16 protein-coding genes, 2 tRNA genes and 1 pseudogene are annotated in these 19,627 nt (G+C 66.0%); 13 read left to right on the top strand and 6 right to left on the bottom strand.

Annotated features, from left to right (window positions below):
* Positions 1-156: 156 nt before the first annotated feature.
* Positions 157-1,594, top strand: a pseudogene (sthA, locus tag IEW22_RS09200) (Si-specific NAD(P)(+) transhydrogenase).
* A 170-nt stretch (positions 1,595-1,764) separates the two neighbouring features.
* On the opposite strand, the gene IEW22_RS09195 reads toward sthA, so the two are convergent.
* The 4 genes from IEW22_RS09195 to IEW22_RS09180 all read right to left on the bottom strand — a co-directional run bounded on the left by IEW22_RS09195 (position 1,765) and on the right by IEW22_RS09180 (position 5,769).
* Positions 1,765-2,496: a L,D-transpeptidase gene (locus IEW22_RS09195; protein ID WP_188586315.1), complete on the bottom strand. Its 732-nt coding sequence runs from the start codon at positions 2,494-2,496 to the stop codon at positions 1,765-1,767.
* Positions 2,497-2,739: 243 nt separating this feature from the next.
* Positions 2,740-3,405 carry a LutC/YkgG family protein gene (locus tag IEW22_RS09190; RefSeq protein WP_188586314.1) on the bottom strand — a complete coding sequence of 222 codons (666 nt, stop codon included), beginning with the start codon at positions 3,403-3,405 and terminating at the stop codon, positions 2,740-2,742.
* Positions 3,398-4,894 carry a LutB/LldF family L-lactate oxidation iron-sulfur protein gene (locus IEW22_RS09185; RefSeq protein ID WP_188586313.1) on the bottom strand — a complete coding sequence of 499 codons (1,497 nt, stop codon included), beginning with the start codon at positions 4,892-4,894 and terminating at the stop codon, positions 3,398-3,400. Before IEW22_RS09185 ends, IEW22_RS09190 begins: the two co-directional genes overlap by 8 nt.
* Entirely contained in the window at positions 4,891-5,769 is an 879-nt protein-coding gene (locus tag IEW22_RS09180; protein WP_188586312.1) for a (Fe-S)-binding protein, read from the bottom strand. The genes IEW22_RS09185 and IEW22_RS09180 overlap by 4 nt, the downstream gene beginning before the upstream one ends.
* 401 nt (positions 5,770-6,170) lie before the next feature.
* Between IEW22_RS09180 and IEW22_RS09175 the strand changes: the two genes are divergently transcribed.
* The gene (locus tag IEW22_RS09175; protein ID WP_188586311.1) at positions 6,171-6,809 is read left to right on the top strand and encodes a cutinase family protein; all 639 of its coding nucleotides are present in this window, start codon (positions 6,171-6,173) and stop codon (positions 6,807-6,809) included.
* An 83-nt stretch (positions 6,810-6,892) separates the two neighbouring features.
* Here IEW22_RS09175 and IEW22_RS09170 read toward each other — a convergent pair.
* Positions 6,893-6,966, bottom strand: a tRNA-Gly gene (locus IEW22_RS09170).
* 211 nt (positions 6,967-7,177) lie between these two features.
* Between IEW22_RS09170 and IEW22_RS09165 the strand changes: the two genes are divergently transcribed.
* The 6 genes from IEW22_RS09165 to IEW22_RS09140 all read left to right on the top strand — a co-directional run bounded on the left by IEW22_RS09165 (position 7,178) and on the right by IEW22_RS09140 (position 12,720).
* Positions 7,178-7,251 (top strand) — tRNA-Pro (locus IEW22_RS09165).
* 134 nt (positions 7,252-7,385) lie between these two features.
* A complete protein-coding gene (tig, locus tag IEW22_RS09160; RefSeq protein WP_188586310.1) occupies positions 7,386-8,771 on the top strand; it encodes a trigger factor in 1,386 nt (461 codons plus the stop codon).
* Positions 8,772-8,963: 192 nt separating this feature from the next.
* Positions 8,964-9,506 carry an ATP-dependent Clp protease proteolytic subunit gene (locus tag IEW22_RS09155; protein WP_188586371.1) on the top strand — a complete coding sequence of 181 codons (543 nt, stop codon included), beginning with the start codon at positions 8,964-8,966 and terminating at the stop codon, positions 9,504-9,506.
* Positions 9,507-9,598: 92 nt separating this feature from the next.
* Positions 9,599-10,264: an ATP-dependent Clp protease proteolytic subunit gene (locus IEW22_RS09150; protein WP_229742358.1), complete on the top strand. Its 666-nt coding sequence runs from the start codon at positions 9,599-9,601 to the stop codon at positions 10,262-10,264.
* A 377-nt stretch (positions 10,265-10,641) separates the two neighbouring features.
* A complete protein-coding gene (clpX, locus tag IEW22_RS09145; RefSeq protein ID WP_188586309.1) occupies positions 10,642-11,922 on the top strand; it encodes an ATP-dependent Clp protease ATP-binding subunit ClpX in 1,281 nt (426 codons plus the stop codon).
* Positions 11,923-12,720, top strand: a complete 798-nt coding sequence (locus IEW22_RS09140; protein ID WP_188586308.1) for an Fpg/Nei family DNA glycosylase — start codon at positions 11,923-11,925, stop codon at positions 12,718-12,720.
* A 12-nt stretch (positions 12,721-12,732) separates the two neighbouring features.
* Here the strand turns inward: IEW22_RS09140 and fdhD are convergent, their stop codons facing one another.
* Positions 12,733-13,581 carry a formate dehydrogenase accessory sulfurtransferase FdhD gene (gene fdhD / locus IEW22_RS09135; protein WP_188586307.1) on the bottom strand — a complete coding sequence of 283 codons (849 nt, stop codon included), beginning with the start codon at positions 13,579-13,581 and terminating at the stop codon, positions 12,733-12,735.
* 205 nt (positions 13,582-13,786) lie between these two features.
* Between fdhD and mobA the strand changes: the two genes are divergently transcribed.
* From mobA to ndk, 5 genes are all read left to right on the top strand, one after another.
* A complete protein-coding gene (gene mobA / locus IEW22_RS09130) occupies positions 13,787-14,398 on the top strand; it encodes a molybdenum cofactor guanylyltransferase (protein ID WP_188586306.1) in 612 nt (203 codons plus the stop codon).
* A gap of 56 nt (positions 14,399-14,454) precedes the next feature.
* Positions 14,455-17,109: a valine--tRNA ligase gene (locus IEW22_RS09125; RefSeq protein WP_373284158.1), complete on the top strand. Its 2,655-nt coding sequence runs from the start codon at positions 14,455-14,457 to the stop codon at positions 17,107-17,109.
* A complete protein-coding gene (gene folC / locus IEW22_RS09120; protein WP_188586304.1) occupies positions 17,106-18,542 on the top strand; it encodes a bifunctional tetrahydrofolate synthase/dihydrofolate synthase in 1,437 nt (478 codons plus the stop codon). The genes IEW22_RS09125 and folC overlap by 4 nt, the downstream gene beginning before the upstream one ends.
* 176 nt (positions 18,543-18,718) lie before the next feature.
* Complete coding sequence (locus IEW22_RS09115; RefSeq protein ID WP_229742356.1) at positions 18,719-19,057, top strand: DUF4233 domain-containing protein; 339 nt, start codon at positions 18,719-18,721, stop codon at positions 19,055-19,057.
* A gap of 27 nt (positions 19,058-19,084) precedes the next feature.
* Positions 19,085-19,501, top strand: coding sequence for a nucleoside-diphosphate kinase (ndk, locus tag IEW22_RS09110; RefSeq protein WP_188586303.1), 417 nt, complete (start codon positions 19,085-19,087; stop codon positions 19,499-19,501).
* Positions 19,502-19,627 lie beyond the last annotated feature (126 nt).

Raw genomic sequence — 19,627 nt, 5'->3', positions numbered from 1 at the left:
CAGCACCGTCGAGTTGGTGAATGTCAGGTTCTGGATTTCACGCAGCCGCAACATCTCCGGTGTATTTCTGGGTGACGTCAGGTTGGTCAGGCCGCCGCACCCAGACCCGGGCGCCGACCAGTTTCCCGCGCGGGGCGAGGCGAAGCGGAGTGTGCGATGGAGACCTACGATCTCGTGGTGATCGGTTCCGGGCCGGCTGGTCAGAAGGCCGCGATCGCTGCCGCCAAACTGGGCAAGCGCGCTGCGGTGGTCGAACGGCGGAACATGGTCGGCGGTGTGTGTATCAACACCGGCACCGTCCCGTCCAAGACGCTGCGCGAGGCGGTGCTCTACCTCACGGGCCTGAGCCAGCGCGAACTCTACGGGCAGTCATACCAAGGTGAAGAGCGACATCACCGTCGCCGATCTGTCCGCGCGCACGATGCACGTGATCGGCAAGGAGATCGACGTCATCCAGAGTCAGCTCGCGCGTAATCATGTCGCGCTGTACCTGGGCAGTGGCCGTTTCGCCGGTGAGCACGAGATCGCCGTCGACGGCATCGACGGGGAGTTGATGACCATCGGCGCCGAGAAGGTGGTGGTCGCGGTGGGGACGCGCCCGGCGCGTCCGTCGACGGTGGAGTTCGACGGGGAGACCATCGTGGACTCCGACCAGATCCTGAGCCTCGACCGGGTGCCGCGCTCGATGGTGCTGGTCGGCGCCGGCGTCATCGGCATCGAGTACGCCTCGATGTTCGCGGCGCTGGGTACCAAGGTGACCGTGGTCGAACAGCGTCCCCGACTGCTGGACTTCTGCGACCGCGAGATCGTGGAATCCCTGCAGTACCAACTGCGTGATCGCGGCGTGACGTTCCGTTTCGGCGAGGTGGTCAAGACGGTCGAGCGCCATCCGGCCGGAACGTTGACGATTCTGGAGTCGGGCAAGAAGATCCCCGCCGACACCGTGCTGTACTCGGCGGGCAGGCAGGGCGTCACCGACAAGCTCGACATCGAGGCGGCCGGGCTGGTCGCCGACAAGCGCGGGCGACTCGAGGTCAACGAGAACTTCCAGACGTCGGTTCCCCACATCTACGCCGTCGGCGACGTGATCGGCTTCCCTGCGCTGGCGGCCACGTCGATGGAGCAAGGCAGGCGTGCGGCCTATCACGCGTTCGGCGAGCCGGCCGGGGCCACCGACATGCGCAACCAGCCGATCGGCATCTATTCGATCCCCGAGATCAGCTACGTGGGCAAGACCGAGGAGGAGCTGACCGCGGAGAACCAGCCATTCGAGGTGGGTGTCTCACGCTATCGGGAGCTCGCCCGCGGAGCGATCATGGGTGACTCCTACGGCATGCTCAAGCTGCTCATCCACGCCGAGACACGTGAACTGCTCGGCGTTCACGTATTCGGTTCCAACGCCGCAGAACTCGTGCACATCGGGCAGACGGTGATGGGTCTGGGCGGGACCGTGGACTATCTCGTGGAGGCGGTGTTCAACTACCCGACCCTGGCTGAGGGGTACAAGGTGGCAGCGCTCGACGCGGTGAACAAGATGCGTGCGATCGCGCGGGTGACCGGGTCGGGGGAGTACCACGAGCTCGGAACGGAGTAGACCGCTGCAACCGTGAGCCGGCGCCACCGAGGTTGTACGCCGGAGACGACGAAGGCAGGGGTTTCGGGTCCTGTGCGGACCGAAAGCACCTGCCTCACATCGATCGTCAGCCGACCATGCCCCTGTGGCGCAGTGCTCGCACCCTAGTCGGCTGATGGGTCATGACGGCCTCAGCTGCCCTGGACGTACTGTCCGCCCACGGTTCCGCGGACCACGATCGGAGTTCCCTCGGGGAAGTTCTCGTAGGCCCATTTGCCGTTCTCGGTCGAGACGTTGATGCACCCGTGGCTGACATCGGTGTGACCCTGCTGAGCGACCGACCAGGGTGCGGCATGCAGGAAGATGCCGTCCCAGCTCATCCGGATGGCGTACTCCACGTAGGTCCGGTATCCCTCAGGTGAATCCACCGGAACCCCGTAGGTGGACGAGTCCATGTACATGTCCCGGTACTTCTCTTTGGTGTAGTACACGCCGTTGGGTGTGGGGTGCTCGTTGGAGCCCATCGAGATCGGGATGTCCTTGCGCACGATCTTGCCGTTGTGCCACACGGTCATCGTGTGGGTGGCGTCGTCTGCGAGCGCCTCCCAGCCGGTCTTGGTGGGAACCGGGGGTGCGGGCTCGGCCGGCGGCTTGGGCGCCTCGGTCGTCGACGGCGCCTGGGGCGCGGTCGGGGTGCTCGGCGTCGTGGTGGCGCTCACGTACGGCAGATGCGGGAGTGCGGGCACCTGCGAGGGCAGCGTGACCGGCGGCAACCCGGGAACGGTGACCACCTGGTCGGCCGAGGCGACGGCAGGCAGTGCGAGCGCGACGACGACCGACCCGGTGGTGACCGCTGCCAGCCGCTTGCCGAGTGCATGCGAACGATTCGACCGGCGTCCCCGGTCCGACTTGCGAGAAAACACGATGATGAAGCCCCTACGTCCTTACGCGATCGCGAATGCCACGACCGGAAAACTGCTGTACCTCATCGGAGGCGACGTCATCGTTACACGATCGTTGCCCGGCGTCCAAAGGACGAAACGCCGACGAGTTGAGTCATATGACCGGTATCGGGTCCGAAATGCACGATCTGCGTGACGTGAGTGACACATGATGTGTCAGGTGGGAATCACGGTGCGTGTGAGGTGGTCCGCCGACAAGCGAATTCAGCCGGAAATGATCACGTCGAGGACACGGGGGCCGTGGACACCTTCCACCCGGACCAGTTCGATGTCGACCGTGGCCGACGGACCGGAGATGAAGGTGAGCGGGTGACGCGGGTCCAGGCGTGCGATCGCGGCGGGGAGGTTGGCGACGATCTGGTCGAGGTCGAGGATCACCAGCATCGCGTCAGGCAGCAGCGACAGGGTTCTGCGGCCCTGTCCGGCGCTCCCGTCGAGCACGATCGTCCCGGTGTCGGCGGCGGCCACCGTCGCCGCGGTGATCACGGCATCGGCGTCGCCGATCGTCGCACGGTCCAACGGCGATTCGGTGGAGTCGTGCAGCCACTCGATGTCATCGCCGGAGGGCAACCACTGCGGATCGAGTCCCGGCGGGACCACGATCGAGGAGAATCCACGCTCGCCGAAGAGCCGGGCGACCGTGGCAGACACCGAATCCGGGTCGACTCGCGCGACGTGCGCGTCGTAGTGACTGAGGCGTTCGCTCAACGCCGAGACGTTGTCGTCGTCGTTCCCCGGGTCGGCGGGGAGATAGTCACGGTCGATCCGGGCATGTGGGCGTGGTGTGTCACCCAACGCCGAACGCACTCGCTCGAGGATGACCGACCGGCCGTCGGTTGCGCCGGTGGCGGTACCGGGGGCCTCACTCATCGTCGGCACCTCCTGTTCGTGCCCACCACGAAGAGAAGCTTTCGGCCGGTGGCGTGGCGATGTCGCGCGTGCTGAACCATCCGCTGAACCCGGGCACCGAGGTGATCCCGCGCTCGTTGCGGATCAGTCGGTGTGCGAAGCCGGCGGCCTTCTCGCCGATGTCGAACAGCGTGCGGTGACTGAAGCCGGCCGCGGCCACCGACATCGCCGCTCGCTCGGCCGACGGTTTGAGCGCCGGCTCCTCGTCGATCACGTCGGCGCGCAATTGCACCAGCACCCGCGGGATGTTGATCTCCATCGGGCACGCCTCGAAGCACGCACCACACAGTGAAGATGCGTAGGGCAGTTCGCGGTCGACGTCGTCGTGCAGTCCGCGCAGCTGTGGACTGAGGATGGCCCCGATCGGCCCCGGATACACCGAGCCGTAAGAATGCCCACCCGCGCGCTCGTACACCGGGCAGACGTTGAGGCATGCGGCGCAGCGGATGCAGCGCAGCGTCTGTCTGCCGACCTCGTCGGCGAGGATGTCGGTGCGGTTGTTGTCGAGCAGGACGATGTGGACGTCGGTGGGTCCGTCGTCGGCGTGGGCACCTGTCCACACCGACGTGTACGGATTCATCGGCTCACCGGTTGCCGAGCGCGCCAGCAGTTGCAGGTACACCTCGACGTCTCGCCACGTGGGTACGAGTTTCTCGATACCGACCACGCTCACCAGTGTCTTAGGCATCGTCACGCACATCCGGCCGTTGCCCTCGGATTCCACCAGCAGCAGTGAACCTGATTCGGCGACAGCGAAATTGGCTCCGGTCACCGCCATCTCCGCGGCGAGGAACTTCTGCCGGAGGTGATGACGCGCGGCGGCGGCGAGGTGTGTGGGATCGTCGTCGAGGTCTGCGGGCGCAGGCTCACCGAAAGTACCCATGTTGGTGGCGAAGATCTCGCGGATCTCGGCACGGTTTCGGTGGATCGCCGGCACCACGATGTGGGACGGGACGTCGGCGGACAACTGGACGATCAGTGCGGCGAGGTCGGTCTCGTAGGCGTTGACGTCGGCGGCGGCCAGCGCTTCGACGAGCCCGATCTCCTCGGTGGCCATCGACTTGGCCTTCACCACATCCGACACCCCGGCCTCGACGGCGATCTCGCCGACGATGCGATTGGCTGCTGATGCGTCCGGCGCCCAGTGCACCGTCGCCCCGGCCGCGGTGGCGGCCTCTTCGAACTGCAGGAGGTATTCGTCGAGGTGGGTCAGTACCTCGTCCTTGATGGCCGCACCGGCACTGCGCAGTTGTTCCCAGTCGTCCTTGTCGGCGACCAGCGCGTTGCGTTTGCCTCGGATCGTGCGGGTGGCGTGGGTGAGATTGCTGCGCTGCTGCGAATTACGCAGCTGATGTTTGGCGGCGGTGGGGAACGGTGGCATACCGAGATAGGTGTCTTGCGGAGGTACCACTGATCCCGCCGCGTCGACCCGCGAGGTTCGGCTGCTCATGAGCGCCGTCCCTGATGCTGTGCCGGGTGCATGGGGGAACGGAGCTCGGGCTTCCGCGACCCGTGGTCGTGCTGCGCCTGTTCGGATCTCCACGCGTCGACGGGACGCTCGACCGCGGGGATCGCCTCGCCGGTGTCGAGGGGATGTTCCCGCGTGGAGGCCAGGATCTCCGCGTAATGCAGCGGGCGCATCGACGATCGCGCTCGCGAGAGAATGCCACCGAGGTGCATGAGGCAGGAATTGTCGGCGGCGGTGAGGATCTCGGCGTGGGTCGACATGGCGCTGGCGACCTTGTCGGTGCCCATCGCCGCCGACGTGTCGCCGTTTCGGACCGAGAACGTACCGCCGAAACCGCAGCATTCCTCGGGTTCGGGGAGGTCGACGATGTCGATCGAGTCGACATTGCGCAGCAGGGTGAGCGGTCTCTCGCCGATCTTGAGCATGCGCAACGTGTGGCAGGTGGGGTGATAGGTCACGCTGTGCGGGAAGTACGAACCGGTGTCGGTGACACCGAGGACGTCGATCAGTAACTCTGACAATTCGTACAGCCGGGACGAGACCGACTCCGAACGTGCTTTCAGTGCAGGTGATTTCGCCCGATCGGCGACCACCGGGTAGTACTCCTTGACCATCGAGGCGCACGATCCCGATGCTGCGAGCACCACGTCGTAGGGGTCGAAGGTGGAGCAGAAGCGTTCGGCCAGGGGGATGCAGTCGTCCTGATAGCCGGTGTTGAAATGCATTTGGCCGCAGCATGTCTGATCTGCCGGAAACACCACCTCGTGGCCGAGGCGGCGCAGCAGGGAGACCATTGCCTTGCCGGTCTGCGGGTACATCACGTCGTTGAAACACGCTATGAACAAAGCGATGCGCATGTGCGCTCCTCTGCCGGGGCTGTGGTGGCAGTGAGTGGGGGTCGGATCGAACTCCCTCACTCACTGTGCCACTCTCGGCGTCAGCGGGCACCACAACGCGCCAACATGTCGGATTCGCGAAGTCACCTCGCTCATACTGCGGTGATCGGTGGAGCTACCGGCGCTGTTCGGTTGCGTCGCTGGTACTTACGTGCCTGATGGGGGTTACCCTGGCCGCACCGCGCAGGTCGGCGGTGGCGGGCGTCTGGACGGACAGCGCAACCAGGAGGCGGAACGTGGAGCTGACGGAATCGACACGATCGCGCAGGGCCACGCAGACAGCGGCTGCGCATATAGGCGCCGGGCACACGGGGGCCGGGCACTAAGGGGTCACGCGGCGGGTTCTGCGGACGGTGTTCGCGGTGTCCGCAGTCCTTGCGAGTGTGCTCGCCGGGGCGGTCTTCGCCCATCCGGATGCCGGTGCTGCGACGGGCTGCCCGACGGTGCACTACTTCGGGGTGGGTGGTTCGCAGGATCCGAACGCGCTCAACATCGCCCGGTTCTACCCCGACGATGTCGCCGACACCACGTCCATCACCTACTCCGCCGAGATCTCCGGCGCCTCGGTGGCGGCGGGTAAGCAGGCGCTCACCAACGCGGTGAACGCTCTGCTGGCGACCTGTCCGCAGACGACGCCCGTTCTGCGGGGCTACTCGCTCGGGGCGCTCATCGCCGGGGACGTGTGCGACCAGATCACCGCGACGCGATGTCAGCTGATCGCCGATCCGCGTCGTCCCACGGTCAACGGATCCGGTGGGATCCTGGGCGCGGGCAACCCCGGACTGATCGGCAGCGTGGCTCCCACGATCGGCGAGCTCTCGGATCGTTCGCCCAGCAGTCGGCGCACCGAGATCTGCCTGCGGGGTGACGGTGTGTGCAACGCGCCACGCCTGGACAACGTGCTGGGGATCGTGGCCGCGGGGGTGGGGATCTTCTTCAACCATGTCGGCTACACGCCGGCCATGGCGGTCTACGACGACGGAGGCGACCATCTGATCTGAACTGGCCCGCACGGGAACCGGATGACCGACCGATCCGGGCGACCGCATCGTCGGATGGATCGTGACCCCGGGGGGCGACACTGTGGAGCGGGTGACGGGAATCGAACCCGCGTAGCTAGTTTGGAAGACTAGGGCTCTACCATTGAGCTACACCCGCGTGCCTCGGCGCTTCGGTTCGACCCGGAGCGGCGGTGCGTGGATGACTGTACAGCGCGGTGTGGCAACCCACCAAAACACCTCGCGCCGCGGGTCGTGCGTCTCGGATCCGTGGCCCTCGGCCGACCCGGTGGCAGGGCCGGTATTGGGCAGGCACGTCCTGGCCACGTAGTATTTGCTGTCGGCTCGAGGCGCGCCCGCGCACCGGCCACCGGGATGTGGCGCAGCTTGGTAGCGCATCCGCTTTGGGAGCGGAGGGTCGCAGGTTCGAATCCTGTCATCCCGACATCCGACGTCTGAGCGGAGCGGTTGTCAGCAGTTTGCGACCGCCGCAGGCGGGGATCGCCACACCAACCAGCGCCGACCAGACCTCCAGCGCCCAGATCGCTGGAACCAGACGAGAGTACTAAGGAGCATGTCGTGAAGAGCACCGTCGAGCAGCTGAGCCCGACGCGAGTGAAACTCAACGTCGAGGTTCCGTTCGAGGAACTCAAGGACGATTTCGCCCGCACCTACAAGCAGCTGGCACAGCAGGTCCGCATCCCGGGCTTCCGTCCGGGTAAGGCGCCGGCCAAGCTGATCGAGGCCCGCGTTGGCCGCGATGCCGTGCTGGCGCAGGTCGTCAACGACGCCCTGCCCGGCAAGTACAGCGAGGCGATCGCCGAGACCGAGACCAACCCGATCGGTCAGCCCGACATCGATCTGTCGGAGCTGGAGTACGGCCAGGCGATCTCGTTCACCGCCGAGGTCGACGTCCGCCCTGAGATCGAGACTCCCGACTTCGCATCGTTGTCGGTGGAGGTCGAGCCGATCAGCATCGACGATGCCGAGGTCGACGAGCAGCTGCAGAAGCTGCGCGAGCGTTTCGGCACCCTCAAGGGTGTCGAGCGTGCCGCCCAGGACGGCGACTTCGTCAACATCGACCTCTCCGGCGAGATCGACGGCGAGGAGATCGAGGAAGCCGCCACCGAGGGGCTGTCGCATGAGATCGGTTCGGGTGAGCTCATCGACGGTCTCGACGAGGCGCTGATCGGACTCACCGAAGGTGACTCGAAGACCTTCACCGCTGATCTCGTGGCCGGTGACCACGCGGGTCAGCCCGCACAGGTGACCGTGAAGGTGAACTCGATCAAGGAACGTGAGCTTCCCGAGGTCGACGACGAGTTCGCCCAGATGGCAAGCGAATTCGACACTGTCGACGAGCTCAAGGATGACCTGCGCACGCGTGTGGAGCAGTCCAAGAAGCTCGAGCAGGCGAACGCGATCAGCTCGGCGGTCCTCGACAAGCTCCTCGATTCCGTCGAGGTCCCGTTGCCCGAGTCGGTCGTCGACGCCGAGGTGGAGAACCAGCAGCACCAGATCATCCACGCGCTGGGTCATGACGATGAGCAGCTCGCCAAGTTCCTCGAGGCGCAGGGCACCACTCGTGAGGAGTGGGACGCCGAGTCCAAGGAGTCGGCGGAGAAGTCGGTCAAGACCCAGCTGCTGCTCGACGCGCTCGCCGACGAGTTCGAGACCGAGGTGAGCCAGGACGAACTCACCCAGCAGATCATCTTCCAGGCGCAGCGTTACGGCATGGCACCCCAGCAGTTCATCCAGGAACTCCAGCGCGCCGACCAGGTCGGTGCGGTCTACGCCGACCTGCGCCGCAACAAGGCACTGGCATCGGTGGTCAGCAAGGTCACCGTCACCGACGCCGACGGCAACACCGTCGACACCGCCGAGTTCTTCCCGGCCGACGATGTCGACGACGAGTCGACCGAGTCTGCTTCGACCGAGACCGCCACCGAGGACGAGGCCAAGTAGTCCGTACTCGATCGGCCCTGGCGGGCATTCGATTTCTTCTGCTCTCAGCGAATAGGGGCGGCACACCGACGGTGTTGCCGCCCTTATTCGTTAGGCTCGATTGAGCAATACGGCAGCACGAGAGTAGGAGACAGCGTGACAGGGCAGAAGATCCCACCGTTCCAGGCCACGGCATCGGCGGCTGTGGGCGGCATGAACCTCACCGACTCGGTTTTCGAGCGGTTGCTGCGCGAGCGGATCATCTTCCTCGGCACTCAGGTCGACGACGACATCGCCAATCGGCTGTGCGCCCAGATCCTGTTGCTGTCGGCGGAAGACCCGACCAAGGACATCCACCTCTACATCAACTCGCCCGGTGGTTCGGTGACCGCGGGTATGGCGATCTACGACACGATGGAACTCGCCGAATGCGACGTCGCCACCTACGCGATGGGTATGGCGGCATCGATGGGCCAGTTCCTGCTCACCGCCGGCGCCAAGGGCAAGCGGCACGCGCTCAAACACGCGCGGATCATGATGCACCAGCCGTCGGCGGGCATCGGCGGCACCGCGGCCGACATCGCGATTCAGGCCGAGCAGTTCGCCACCACCAAGAAGCAGATGAACCAGCTCAACGCCGAGCACACCGGTCAGCCGCTGGAGAAGATCGAGGCCGACGCCGACCGCGACAAGTGGTTCACCGCCGACGACGCCAAGGACTACGGCCTCGTCGACCATGTGATCACCCGCGGCTAGTCCGCATCCGGGCCGACAGACCCGGGGACTCGGACTCCCCACATCAGACTTCTCCCGAAGACTTCTTTGGAGGCACACCACTCATGACCAACATGTTCGGTTCACAGCCGTCCATCTCCGCAGGCGCCGCGGCGGTCGCCGGCATGCAGAGCCGCTACATCCTGCCGTCGTTCATCGAGCACACCCCCAATGGCATGCGCGAGTACAACCCGTACGCGAAGCTGTTCGAGGAACGCATCGTGTTCCTGGGCACCCCGATCGACGAGACGGTCGCCAACGACATCATGGCGCAGCTGCTCGTGCTGGAGTCCCAGGATCCCGATCGCGACATCATCATGTACATCAACTCGCCCGGCGGCAGTGTCACCGCGATGCTGGCCATCTACGACACGATGCAGTACGTGCATTGCGACATCGTGACGGTGTGCCTCGGTGAGGCCGCGTCGGCGGCGGCGATCCTGCTGGCCGGCGGTACCGCGGGCAAACGTGCCGCGCTGCCGAACGCGACCGTGCTCATCCACCAGCCACGCACCGGTGGTGCGTACCAGGGGCAGGTGTCCGACCTGGAGATCCAGGCCGCCGAGATCGAGCGCATCCGTCGTCGTCTCGACGACATCCTGGCCGGCCACACCGGGCAGCCGGCGGAGAAGATCCGCAAGGACACCGACCGCGACAACATCCTCACCGCTGAGGCCGCCAAGGAATACGGCATCGTCGACGAGGTGTTCGCCTACCGGAAGAAGTCGGCGAAAGCGTGACAGCGCGGGTGTGAGCGCGCGTCGGGCCTGCGGAGACGGGCCGGGTGCGGCGACACGCCGACGGGAACAATGCAGCACGGCATCGCCGCCGCGGGTGATGCTGACATCCGAGATGTGACGGATGTTTCGACGATCCACCCGCCCGCACCGGGATCGGCCACTTCGGTCGAACTTCCTGTGCAGGCCGGGTACGGTCGGGGGATATCGGGTCGCGGGGTGGTGGACCGTGAGTCGCCGGTGTCGGGGTGGATGCCTCGCACCGGGCCATCGATCCACACCCTCGAACCCGGTGTGGTGCTCACACCAGTGGTTGTCACACACGGTCTCGGATGATTGATCACGACGCGGCAGCACAAGGGAAGTAGGTACAGCGCGCGATGGCTCGAATCGGTGACGGTGGCGATCTGTTGAAGTGCTCCTTCTGCGGCAAGAGCCAGAAGCAGGTCAAGAAGCTCATCGCCGGACCAGGTGTGTACATCTGCGATGAGTGCATCGATCTGTGCAACGAGATCATCGAAGAGGAACTCGCCGAGTCGAGCGACGTGAAGCTCGACGAGCTGCCCAAGCCGTCGGAGATCCGCGACTTCCTCGAGAACTACGTGATCGGGCAGGACACCGCCAAGCGGACCCTGGCCGTGGCGGTCTACAACCACTACAAGCGCATCCAGGCCGGCGAGCGCAAAGACGCCCGCACCGGTGAGCAGGTGGAGATCGCCAAGTCGAACATCCTGATGCTCGGACCCACCGGCTGCGGCAAGACCTACCTGGCCCAGACGTTGGCGAAGATGCTCAACGTGCCTTTCGCGATCGCCGACGCCACCGCGCTCACCGAGGCGGGCTATGTGGGGGAGGATGTGGAGAACATCCTGCTCAAGCTGATCCAGGCCGCCGACTACGACGTGAAGCGCGCCGAGACGGGCATCATCTACATCGACGAGGTCGACAAGATCGCGCGGAAGAGCGAGAACCCGTCGATCACGCGCGACGTGTCCGGTGAGGGTGTGCAGCAGGCATTGCTGAAGATCCTGGAGGGCACCCAGGCGTCGGTACCCCCGCAGGGTGGACGTAAACACCCGCACCAGGAGTTCATCCAGATCGACACGACCAATGTGCTGTTCATCGTGGCCGGCGCCTTCGCCGGTCTGGAGAAGATCGTCTCCGATCGCGTCGGCAAGCGCGGCATCGGATTCGGCACCGAGGTCGCACGTAAGGAAGAGGTCGACACCACCGACCACTTCGCCGAGGTGCTGCCCGAGGATCTGATCAAGTTCGGCCTGATCCCCGAGTTCATCGGCCGTCTGCCGATCGTCGCGTCGGTGACCAACCTGGACAAGGAATCGCTGGTCTCGATCCTGTCGCAGCCGAAGAATGCGTTGGTCAAGCAGTACACCAAGCTCTTCGAGATGGACGGTGTCGAACTCGAGTTCGCTGACGACGCGCTCGAGGCGATCGCCGATCAGGCGATCCATCGCGGCACCGGTGCTCGCGGGCTGCGCGCCATCATGGAGGAAGTGCTTCTGCCGGTGATGTACGACATCCCCAGTCGCGATGACGTCGCCAAGGTGGTGGTGACCGGGGAGACGGTGCGCGACAACGTTCTCCCGACCGTCGTGCCGCGCAAGGCCCGTCGAGACGAGCGTCGCGACAAGTCCGCATAGGTGCCCGAAGGGCACACCGTCCACCGGCTGGCGCGACGGCATCAGCGGCTGTTCCGTGGGCATGCTGTGCACGTCAGCAGCCCGCAAGGGCGTTTCGCCGAGTCGGCACAACTGGTCGACGGACAGGTGTTCGCCGGCGCCGACGCGTGGGGTAAACATCTGGTCCACCGGTACCGCAACGGACTGATGGTGCATGTGCATCTCGGGTTGTACGGGCGGTTCGATGAACAGTCCCAACCGATGGACCCTCCGGTCGGCGCAGTGCGTATGCGGCTGGAATCGGAGACCGTCGGGGTCGACCTGCGCGGACCGACGGCGTGTGAGATCTACTCGCCGGCACAACTCGAGGCGCTCGTCGCCCGGCTGGGACCCGACCCGTTGCGGGTGGACGCTGATCCCGAGAAGGCGTGGGCGGCGGTCGGTCGCTCGGCACGTCCGATCGGTGCGCTGATGATGGACCAGAAGGTGATGGCCGGCGTCGGCAACGTCTACCGCGCCGAGGTGTTGTTCCGGGCGCGGATCAATCCATTCCGTTCCGGTACCAAGATCACTCGTGAGGAGTTCGACGAGATCTGGGCCGACCTCGTGATGCTCATGCCGATTGGTGTGCGGCGCAACGCGATTCACGTGATCCGCGACGAAGATGACCATGGTGCACCGAGCTATCGGACCGGACGGCCACGCACCTACGTCTACCGGCGGGCCGGTGAACCCTGCCGAATCTGCGGAACCGAGATCGCGATCGCCGAACTGGAGGCCCGCAAGGTCTACTGGTGTCCGCAGTGCCAGGCGGTGTGAGGGGCCGGAACCTCAGGCCGGTGGGTCATCGTCGACGGTGATCACCCGATGCTCGGCGCTGTAGACGTTCATCGAGTCGCCGCGCAGGAAGCCGACCAGCGTCAGTCCGTACTCGCGAGCGACCTCGACCGCCAGCGACGATGGTGCGGAGACGGCCGCGAGGATCGGGATGCCGGCGACGATGGCCTTCTGCGCCAGCTCGAAGGAGGCGCGGCTGGACACCAGGAGTGTGTGGCCCGACAACGGCAGGAGTCCCTCGCGCATGGCCGCGCCGATCACCTTGTCGACCGCGTTGTGACGACCGATGTCCTCGCGAGCGAACACCAACCGCCCCGCCGAGTCGAACAGCGCAGCCCCGTGGGCGCCGCCGGTCGTGGCGAAGGTGCTCTGGGATTCGCGCAGCCGCTGCGACATCGCACTCAACGACTGCGGGGTCACCGTGTGGGCGTCGTCGGCGAGTGGCCAGCGGGCTTTGGTGGCCAGGGCGTCGATTGAGGCCTTACCGCAGACGCCACACGCCGATGTGGTGGGCGATGACCTCGCCACCAGTGACAGGTCGACGATGTGCGAGTTGCGTCGACTCGCCACGTCGATGACGTTGTAGGTGTTGCGCCCCTCATCGTCGGTGCCCGCGCAGTAGCGGACCGTCTCGATCTCGTCGGGGTCGGCGATCACGTTCTCCGACAGCAGGATTCCGTGCACCAGATCGATGTCGTGACCCGGTGTGCGCATGGTGACCATCAGTGAGGTGCCATCCAGACGCAGTTCCAGCGGCTCCTCCACAACCAGGGTGTCCGCCCGATGGTCGCTGTGATCGCCGCGGATCCGTACGACCCTGGCACGTGCGGTCACGCGGCCCATCGTCGCTCCGTGGGTCCCGGCCCCGTGATCTGCGCGTCGGTCATGGGTCCATACTGCCGTGTCCGTCCGACGGTGTCGGCGGGGTCGGGAGTGAACGGCGTTGACTTCCGGGAGCCGGGAGTGAAAGACGGGGAGCCGAATACTGGGGGTGAAAGAATACGGCGAACAGCCACGACGACGGGTGCTCGACGGCGATACTGGGGCCATGAGCACAAGTGCTGAGTCGAGGCCACCGGCCGGGATCGTTCTCGCCGGCGGCGCGTCACGACGGATGGGCCGCGACAAGGCGGCGATGGAATGGGACGGCGAGTCGATGCTCGCGACGGTGGTGAAGGTCCTCGCGACCCGATGCGCACCGGTCTTCGTGGTCGCACCGGCATCCTCGACCGCCTTCGGTGAGCTCCACGATGCCCTTGCGGTGCAGTGGGTCACCGACGAACCTGCGAAGTACGGACCGCTGGGTGCGCTCGCCACGGGACTACGGCACGCCGCCGCGGCGGGATGTGATCGGGCGTTCGTCACCGCGACCGACATGCCGCTGATCTCCGGTGAACTGATCGACGAGGTCGATCGCGGGCTGGTCGAGGGCGCCGCGGTCGCAGTGGCCGCCGACTCCGAACGGCTGCACCCGTTCGCCGGCGTCTACCGCACGTCGTGTGCCGGGGCATTCGCAGACCTGGCCGTCACCGGTGAGCGCCGCATGTTGGGCGCACTCGACGAGGTGGGCGCCAACCGGGTGAGCATCAGTCGCTCGGAGTGGCTCACCAACGTGAACTCGCCTGAGGACGTACACCGGCTGCGCCGACTGGTGGGATGAACCGAGCCGGTCGGTGGGGTGAATTCGGACAGTCGGCCCACGACTAGAATCGTGTGGTGACCGTTGACGCCACTGCTGACCGTGCCGATCGTCTCCCCAAGACGTGGGAGCCTTCCGAGCATGAGGCCGACCTGTACCAGAGCTGGCTGGACGGCGGGTACTTCACCGCCGACGCCGCGAGCGACAAGCCCGCCTATTCGGTGGTCATCCCACCCCCCAACGTCAACGGCCATCTGCACATGGGCCATGCCTACAACCATGTCCTGATCGACGCGCTGTGCCGCCGCCGCCGTATGCAGGGTTACGAGGTGCTGTGGCTTCCCGGCACCGATCACGCGGCGATCGCCATGCAGGTTCTAGTGGAACGCAAACTCGCGACCGAAGGTCTCAGTCGTGATGACATCGGTCGCGAGGCGTTCATCGACAAGGTGTGGGAGGCCAAGGCAGAGTACGGCGACCAGATCGCCTCGCAGATGCGTAAGCTCGGCGACTCCGTCGACTGGTCGCGCGAACGCTTCACGATGGATGACGGACTGTCGCGCGCCGTGCAGACCGTGTTCAAACAGATGTACGACGACGGATTGATCTACCGGGCGGAACGGCTGGTGAACTGGTCGCCGGTGCTCAAGACCGCGATCAGTGACATCGAGGTCAACTACGAAGAGGTCGAGGGCGAACTCGTCAGCTTCCGCTACGGCAGTCTCGACGATGCGCAGCCGCACGTGGTGGTGGCCACCACCCGTCTGGAGACGATGCTCGGTGACACCGCGATCGCCGTGCATCCCGACGACGAGCGCTACCGCGACCTGGTGGGAACCGAACTCGATCACCCGTTCCTCGATCACACGATCCCGGTGATCGCCGACGAGTACGTCGACCCCGAATTCGGTACGGGCGCTGTGAAGATCACCCCGGCCCACGACCCCAACGACTTCGCGGTGGGGCAGCGACACGATCTCGCGATGCCGACGATCATGGACGAGACCGCCCACATCGCCAACACCGGAACGCAATTCGACGGACTCGACCGCTATGAGGCCCGTGCCGCGATCCGCGACGCCCTCGCCGAGCAGGGGCGGATCGTCAAGGAGGTCCGGCCGTATCTGCACAGCGTCGGTCATTCCGAGCGATCCGGCGAGGCCATCGAGCCACGGCTGTCGATGCAGTGGTGGGTTCGGGTGGAGAGCCTCGCGCGCAGCGCCGGTGATGCGGTGCACGACGGCGAGACCACCATCTACCCCAAGTCCATGGAACCACGCTGGTTCGGCTGGATCGACGACATGCACGACTGGTGCATCTCCCGGCAGCTGTGGTGGGGTCACCGGATCCCGATCTGGTACGGCCCCGAGGGCGAGATCGTCTGCGTGGGCCCCGATGAGCAGGCGCCTGAGGGCTACACGCAGGAGACCGACGTGCTCGACACGTGGTTCTCCTCGGGGCTCTGGCCGTTCTCGACGATGGGCTGGCCGGACAAGACCCCCGACCTGGACAAGTTCTATCCGACCTCGGTGATGGTCACCGGCTACGACATCCTGTTCTTCTGGGTCGCCCGCATGATGATGTTCGGCACCTACGTGGGGCGCGACATGGGTCCCGACAAGAACGTCCCGTTCCGAGATGTGTTGCTGCACGGACTTGTTCGCGATCAATTCGGTCGCAAGATGTCGAAGTCCAAGGGCAACGGCATCGATCCGCTCGACTGGGTCGAGCGCTTCGGCGCCGACGCACTGCGGTTCACCCTGGCGCGCGGATCCAACCCCGGTGCCGACCTGGCGGTGGGTGACGACCACGCCCAGTCCTCACGCAACTTCGCCACCAAGCTCTTCAACGCGACCCGGTTCGCGCTGATGAACGGCGCCGAGGTGGGTGAGCTGAAGGCCGACGACGATCTCACCGTGGCCGACCGGTGGATCCTGCACCGGCTCGAAGAAGTCACCGAGACCGCAGACAAGGGCTTCGAGAGCTACGAGTTCTCGCGTGTGTGTGAGGCGCTCTACCACTTCGCATGGGATGAGTTCTGCGACTGGTATCTCGAACTCGCCAAGGTTCAGTTCGCCGAGGGTGACGATTCGCGCACGCGCACAACACAACTCGTTCTCGGCCGAGTCCTCGATTCACTGATGCGCCTGCTGCACCCGGTGATGCCGTTCGTCACCGAGACCCTCTGGCGTGCGCTCACCGGCGGTGAGACCGTGACGGTGGCCCAATGGCCCACCGTCAACGGCGAATTCAGTGCACCCGAGGCCGTGGCGCGTGTGGAGGACATGCAGACTCTCGTCACCGAGGTCCGCCGATTCCGTGGCGACCAGGGCCTCAAGCCGCGTCAGCGGGTCGCGGCAGATCTGCCCGGCCTCGCGGCGGCGGGCCTGGGCGCTGACCGCGACTACATCGATTCGCTGGCGGCACTGAACCGTCCCGACGACGGATTCTCGCCGACCGCGACGCTCGAGGTCCGTCTGAGTGCAGGCACCGTGGACGTGGCGATCGATACCTCGGGCACCGTCGATGTGGAGGCCGAGAAGCGTCGGCTCGCCAAGGATCTGGCGGTGGCCGAGAAGGAGCTGGCGCAGACGTCGGCGAAACTCGGCAACGACCAGTTCCTGGCCAAGGCGCCCGACACCGTGGTGGCCAAGATCCGCGACCGCAATCGCATCGCCACCGAGGAGGTCGAGCGCATCAGCGCGAAGCTGGCCGACCTGGGTGGCGCGTGAGCGAGCAGACGTCGCCCCGCGACACCCCCGAGGACCTCGCCGAACTCGCCGAGGTGGAGGTCGAGCTCGACTCGCGGTGGGGTGAGACCAAGATCGAGCCGTCGTTGTCGAGGATCTCGGCGCTGATGGATATCCTGGGGTCGCCGCAGCACGGATACCCGTCGATCCACATCGCCGGGACCAACGGCAAGACCTCGGTGACGCGGATGATCGACTCGCTGCTCATCGCGCTGCACCGGCGGACCGGGCGATACACCAGCCCGCATCTGCAGCTGGTGACCGAACGCATCTCGCTCGACGGACGGCCGATCTCGGCGCGGCGCTACATCGACACCTATCGCGACATCGAACCGTACGTGACGATGGTCGACGACTCGTCGGTCGCCGCCGGTGGCCCCCGGATGAGCAAGTTCGAGGTGCTCACCGCGATGGCCTACGCCGCGTTCGCCGAAGCACCCGTCGACGTCGCGGTCGTCGAGACCGGCATGGGCGGTCGGTGGGATGCCACCAACGTCATCGACTCGACGGTCGCGGTGGTGACGCCGATCGCGATGGATCACGCCGACTACCTCGGGGACACGCTCACCCAGATCGCCGGGGAGAAGGCCGGGATCATCAAGAGGGCCGGTTCGGTGCGCGCGGATCCGGATCCGGTCGTCGCGCCGGCGGATCCGGTGACGATTCTCGCCCGGCAGGAACCCGAGGTCACCGAGGTGCTGCTGCGCGCCGCAGTGGACGCCGACACGATCGTCGCCCGCGCCGGTTCGGAGTTCATGGTGCTCGAGCGCAAGACGGCCATCGGTGGTCAGATGATCGCACTGCAGGGGCTCGGAGGCCGCTACGACGAGATCTTCCTGCCGCTGCACGGCGAACACCAGGCCGACAACGCCGCGCTCGCGCTCGCTGCTGTCGAGGCGTTCTTCGGCGCCGGACCAGACCGCCAGCTCGACACCGACGCCATCCGCGCCGGCTTCGCCGCAGTGACCACGCCCGGTCGCATGGAACGGGTGCGCAACGCGCCGTCGGTGTTCATCGACGCGGCTCACAACCCGCACGGTGCCACCGCGCTCGCACGAACACTCAACGCGGAGTTCGATTTCCGTCGCCTGGTCGGGGTGATCGGGGTGATGGCCGACAAGGACGTCCGGGGGTTGCTGACCGCCCTCGAACCCGTGCTCGACGCGGTGGTGCTCACCAACAACGGGTCACCGCGGGCGATGGACACCGACGCACTCGCCGATCTCGCCACCGAGATCTACGGCGACGAGCGGGTGGTGGCGCAGCCCTTCCTGCCCGATGCGGTGGAGGCGGCGATCGCACTGGCCGAGGAGGACGACGAGGCCGGGCAGGTGTCGGGTGCCGGCGTGGTCATCACCGGCTCGGTGGTGACCGCCGGCGCCGCACGCACGCTGTTCGGCAAGGAGCCGGCATGAGCGAGGGCGGGCACGACACAGGCGGGCACGAGATGGGTAACAGTGCTGACAGTGAGCGCAGTGGGGGACAGGGCGTGAACGTGCCGGGCGCGGCGAACGCCGGACAGGCAGGGAACGCGGGACAGACAGGGTTCACCCCGCCCCTGAACGACCCGTGGAAGGGTCTGCGCGGCGTCATGGCCGGCACCCTGATCCTCGAATTGATCGTGCTGGTGCTGGCGTTCCCGATCGTGGCGAAGGTGGCCGGCGGCATCGGCTGGGGGTCGGGGATCTACCTGGGCGTGCTGTGCGTGGTGTTCATCCTGGCCTCGGGAATGCAGAAGCGCCGACACGCGCTCGAGGTGGACCTCGTGTTGCAGCTGGCGGTGATCGCGGGTTTCGCAATCCACTGGTCGATCGGCGTCGTGGGGATCATCTTCTTGATGGTGTGGCTCTACATCGCTTATGTGAAACGCGACGTGGAGAAACGGATGGCCACCGGACGCCTTCCCGGGCAGCGTCCGGTGGGCAGCTGAACCCAGCAGTCGGCTACGGTGTGACCCGTGACTGAACGGACTCTGGTTTTGATCAAGCCCGACGGTGTCCGTCGTGGCCTCGTGGGTGACATCATCAGCCGCATCGAGCGCAAGGGTCTGACCCTGGCAGCCCTCGAGCTCCGGCAGATCGACGAGGATATGGCCGGCCGCCACTACGCCGAACACCAGGGGAAGCCCTTCTTCCCGTCCCTGGTCGAATTCATCACCTCGGGCCCGCTGGTCGCGGGAGTTCTCGAGGGACCTCGTGCGGTGGCTGCCTTCCGGCAGATCGCCGGTGGCACCGACCCGGTGGAGAAGGCCGCACCGGGAACCATCCGGGCCGATTTCGCATTGGAAACCCAGGAGAACCTGGTGCACGGATCGGACTCGCCGGAGTCCGCAGAGCGCGAGATCGCCCTGTGGTTCCCGAACTTGTCTGACTGATCTGGCGGCGGCGCGCCACCGCAGCGTCGCCCCCTACGCCTATACCCCTGACACCCGTGCCCCCCGACATCAGTGCCCTGTCCGGGCCGGTGACACCGACTTCTCGCCCGGTTCTCGACACCCCCG

The sequence above is a fragment of the Gordonia jinhuaensis genome (assembly GCF_014639795.1).
Classification (GTDB): Bacteria; Actinomycetota; Actinomycetes; order Mycobacteriales; family Mycobacteriaceae; genus Gordonia_B; species Gordonia_B jinhuaensis.
Note: the sequence above shows the minus strand (reverse complement) of the source record. Positions and strands in the feature narration are given on the sequence as shown.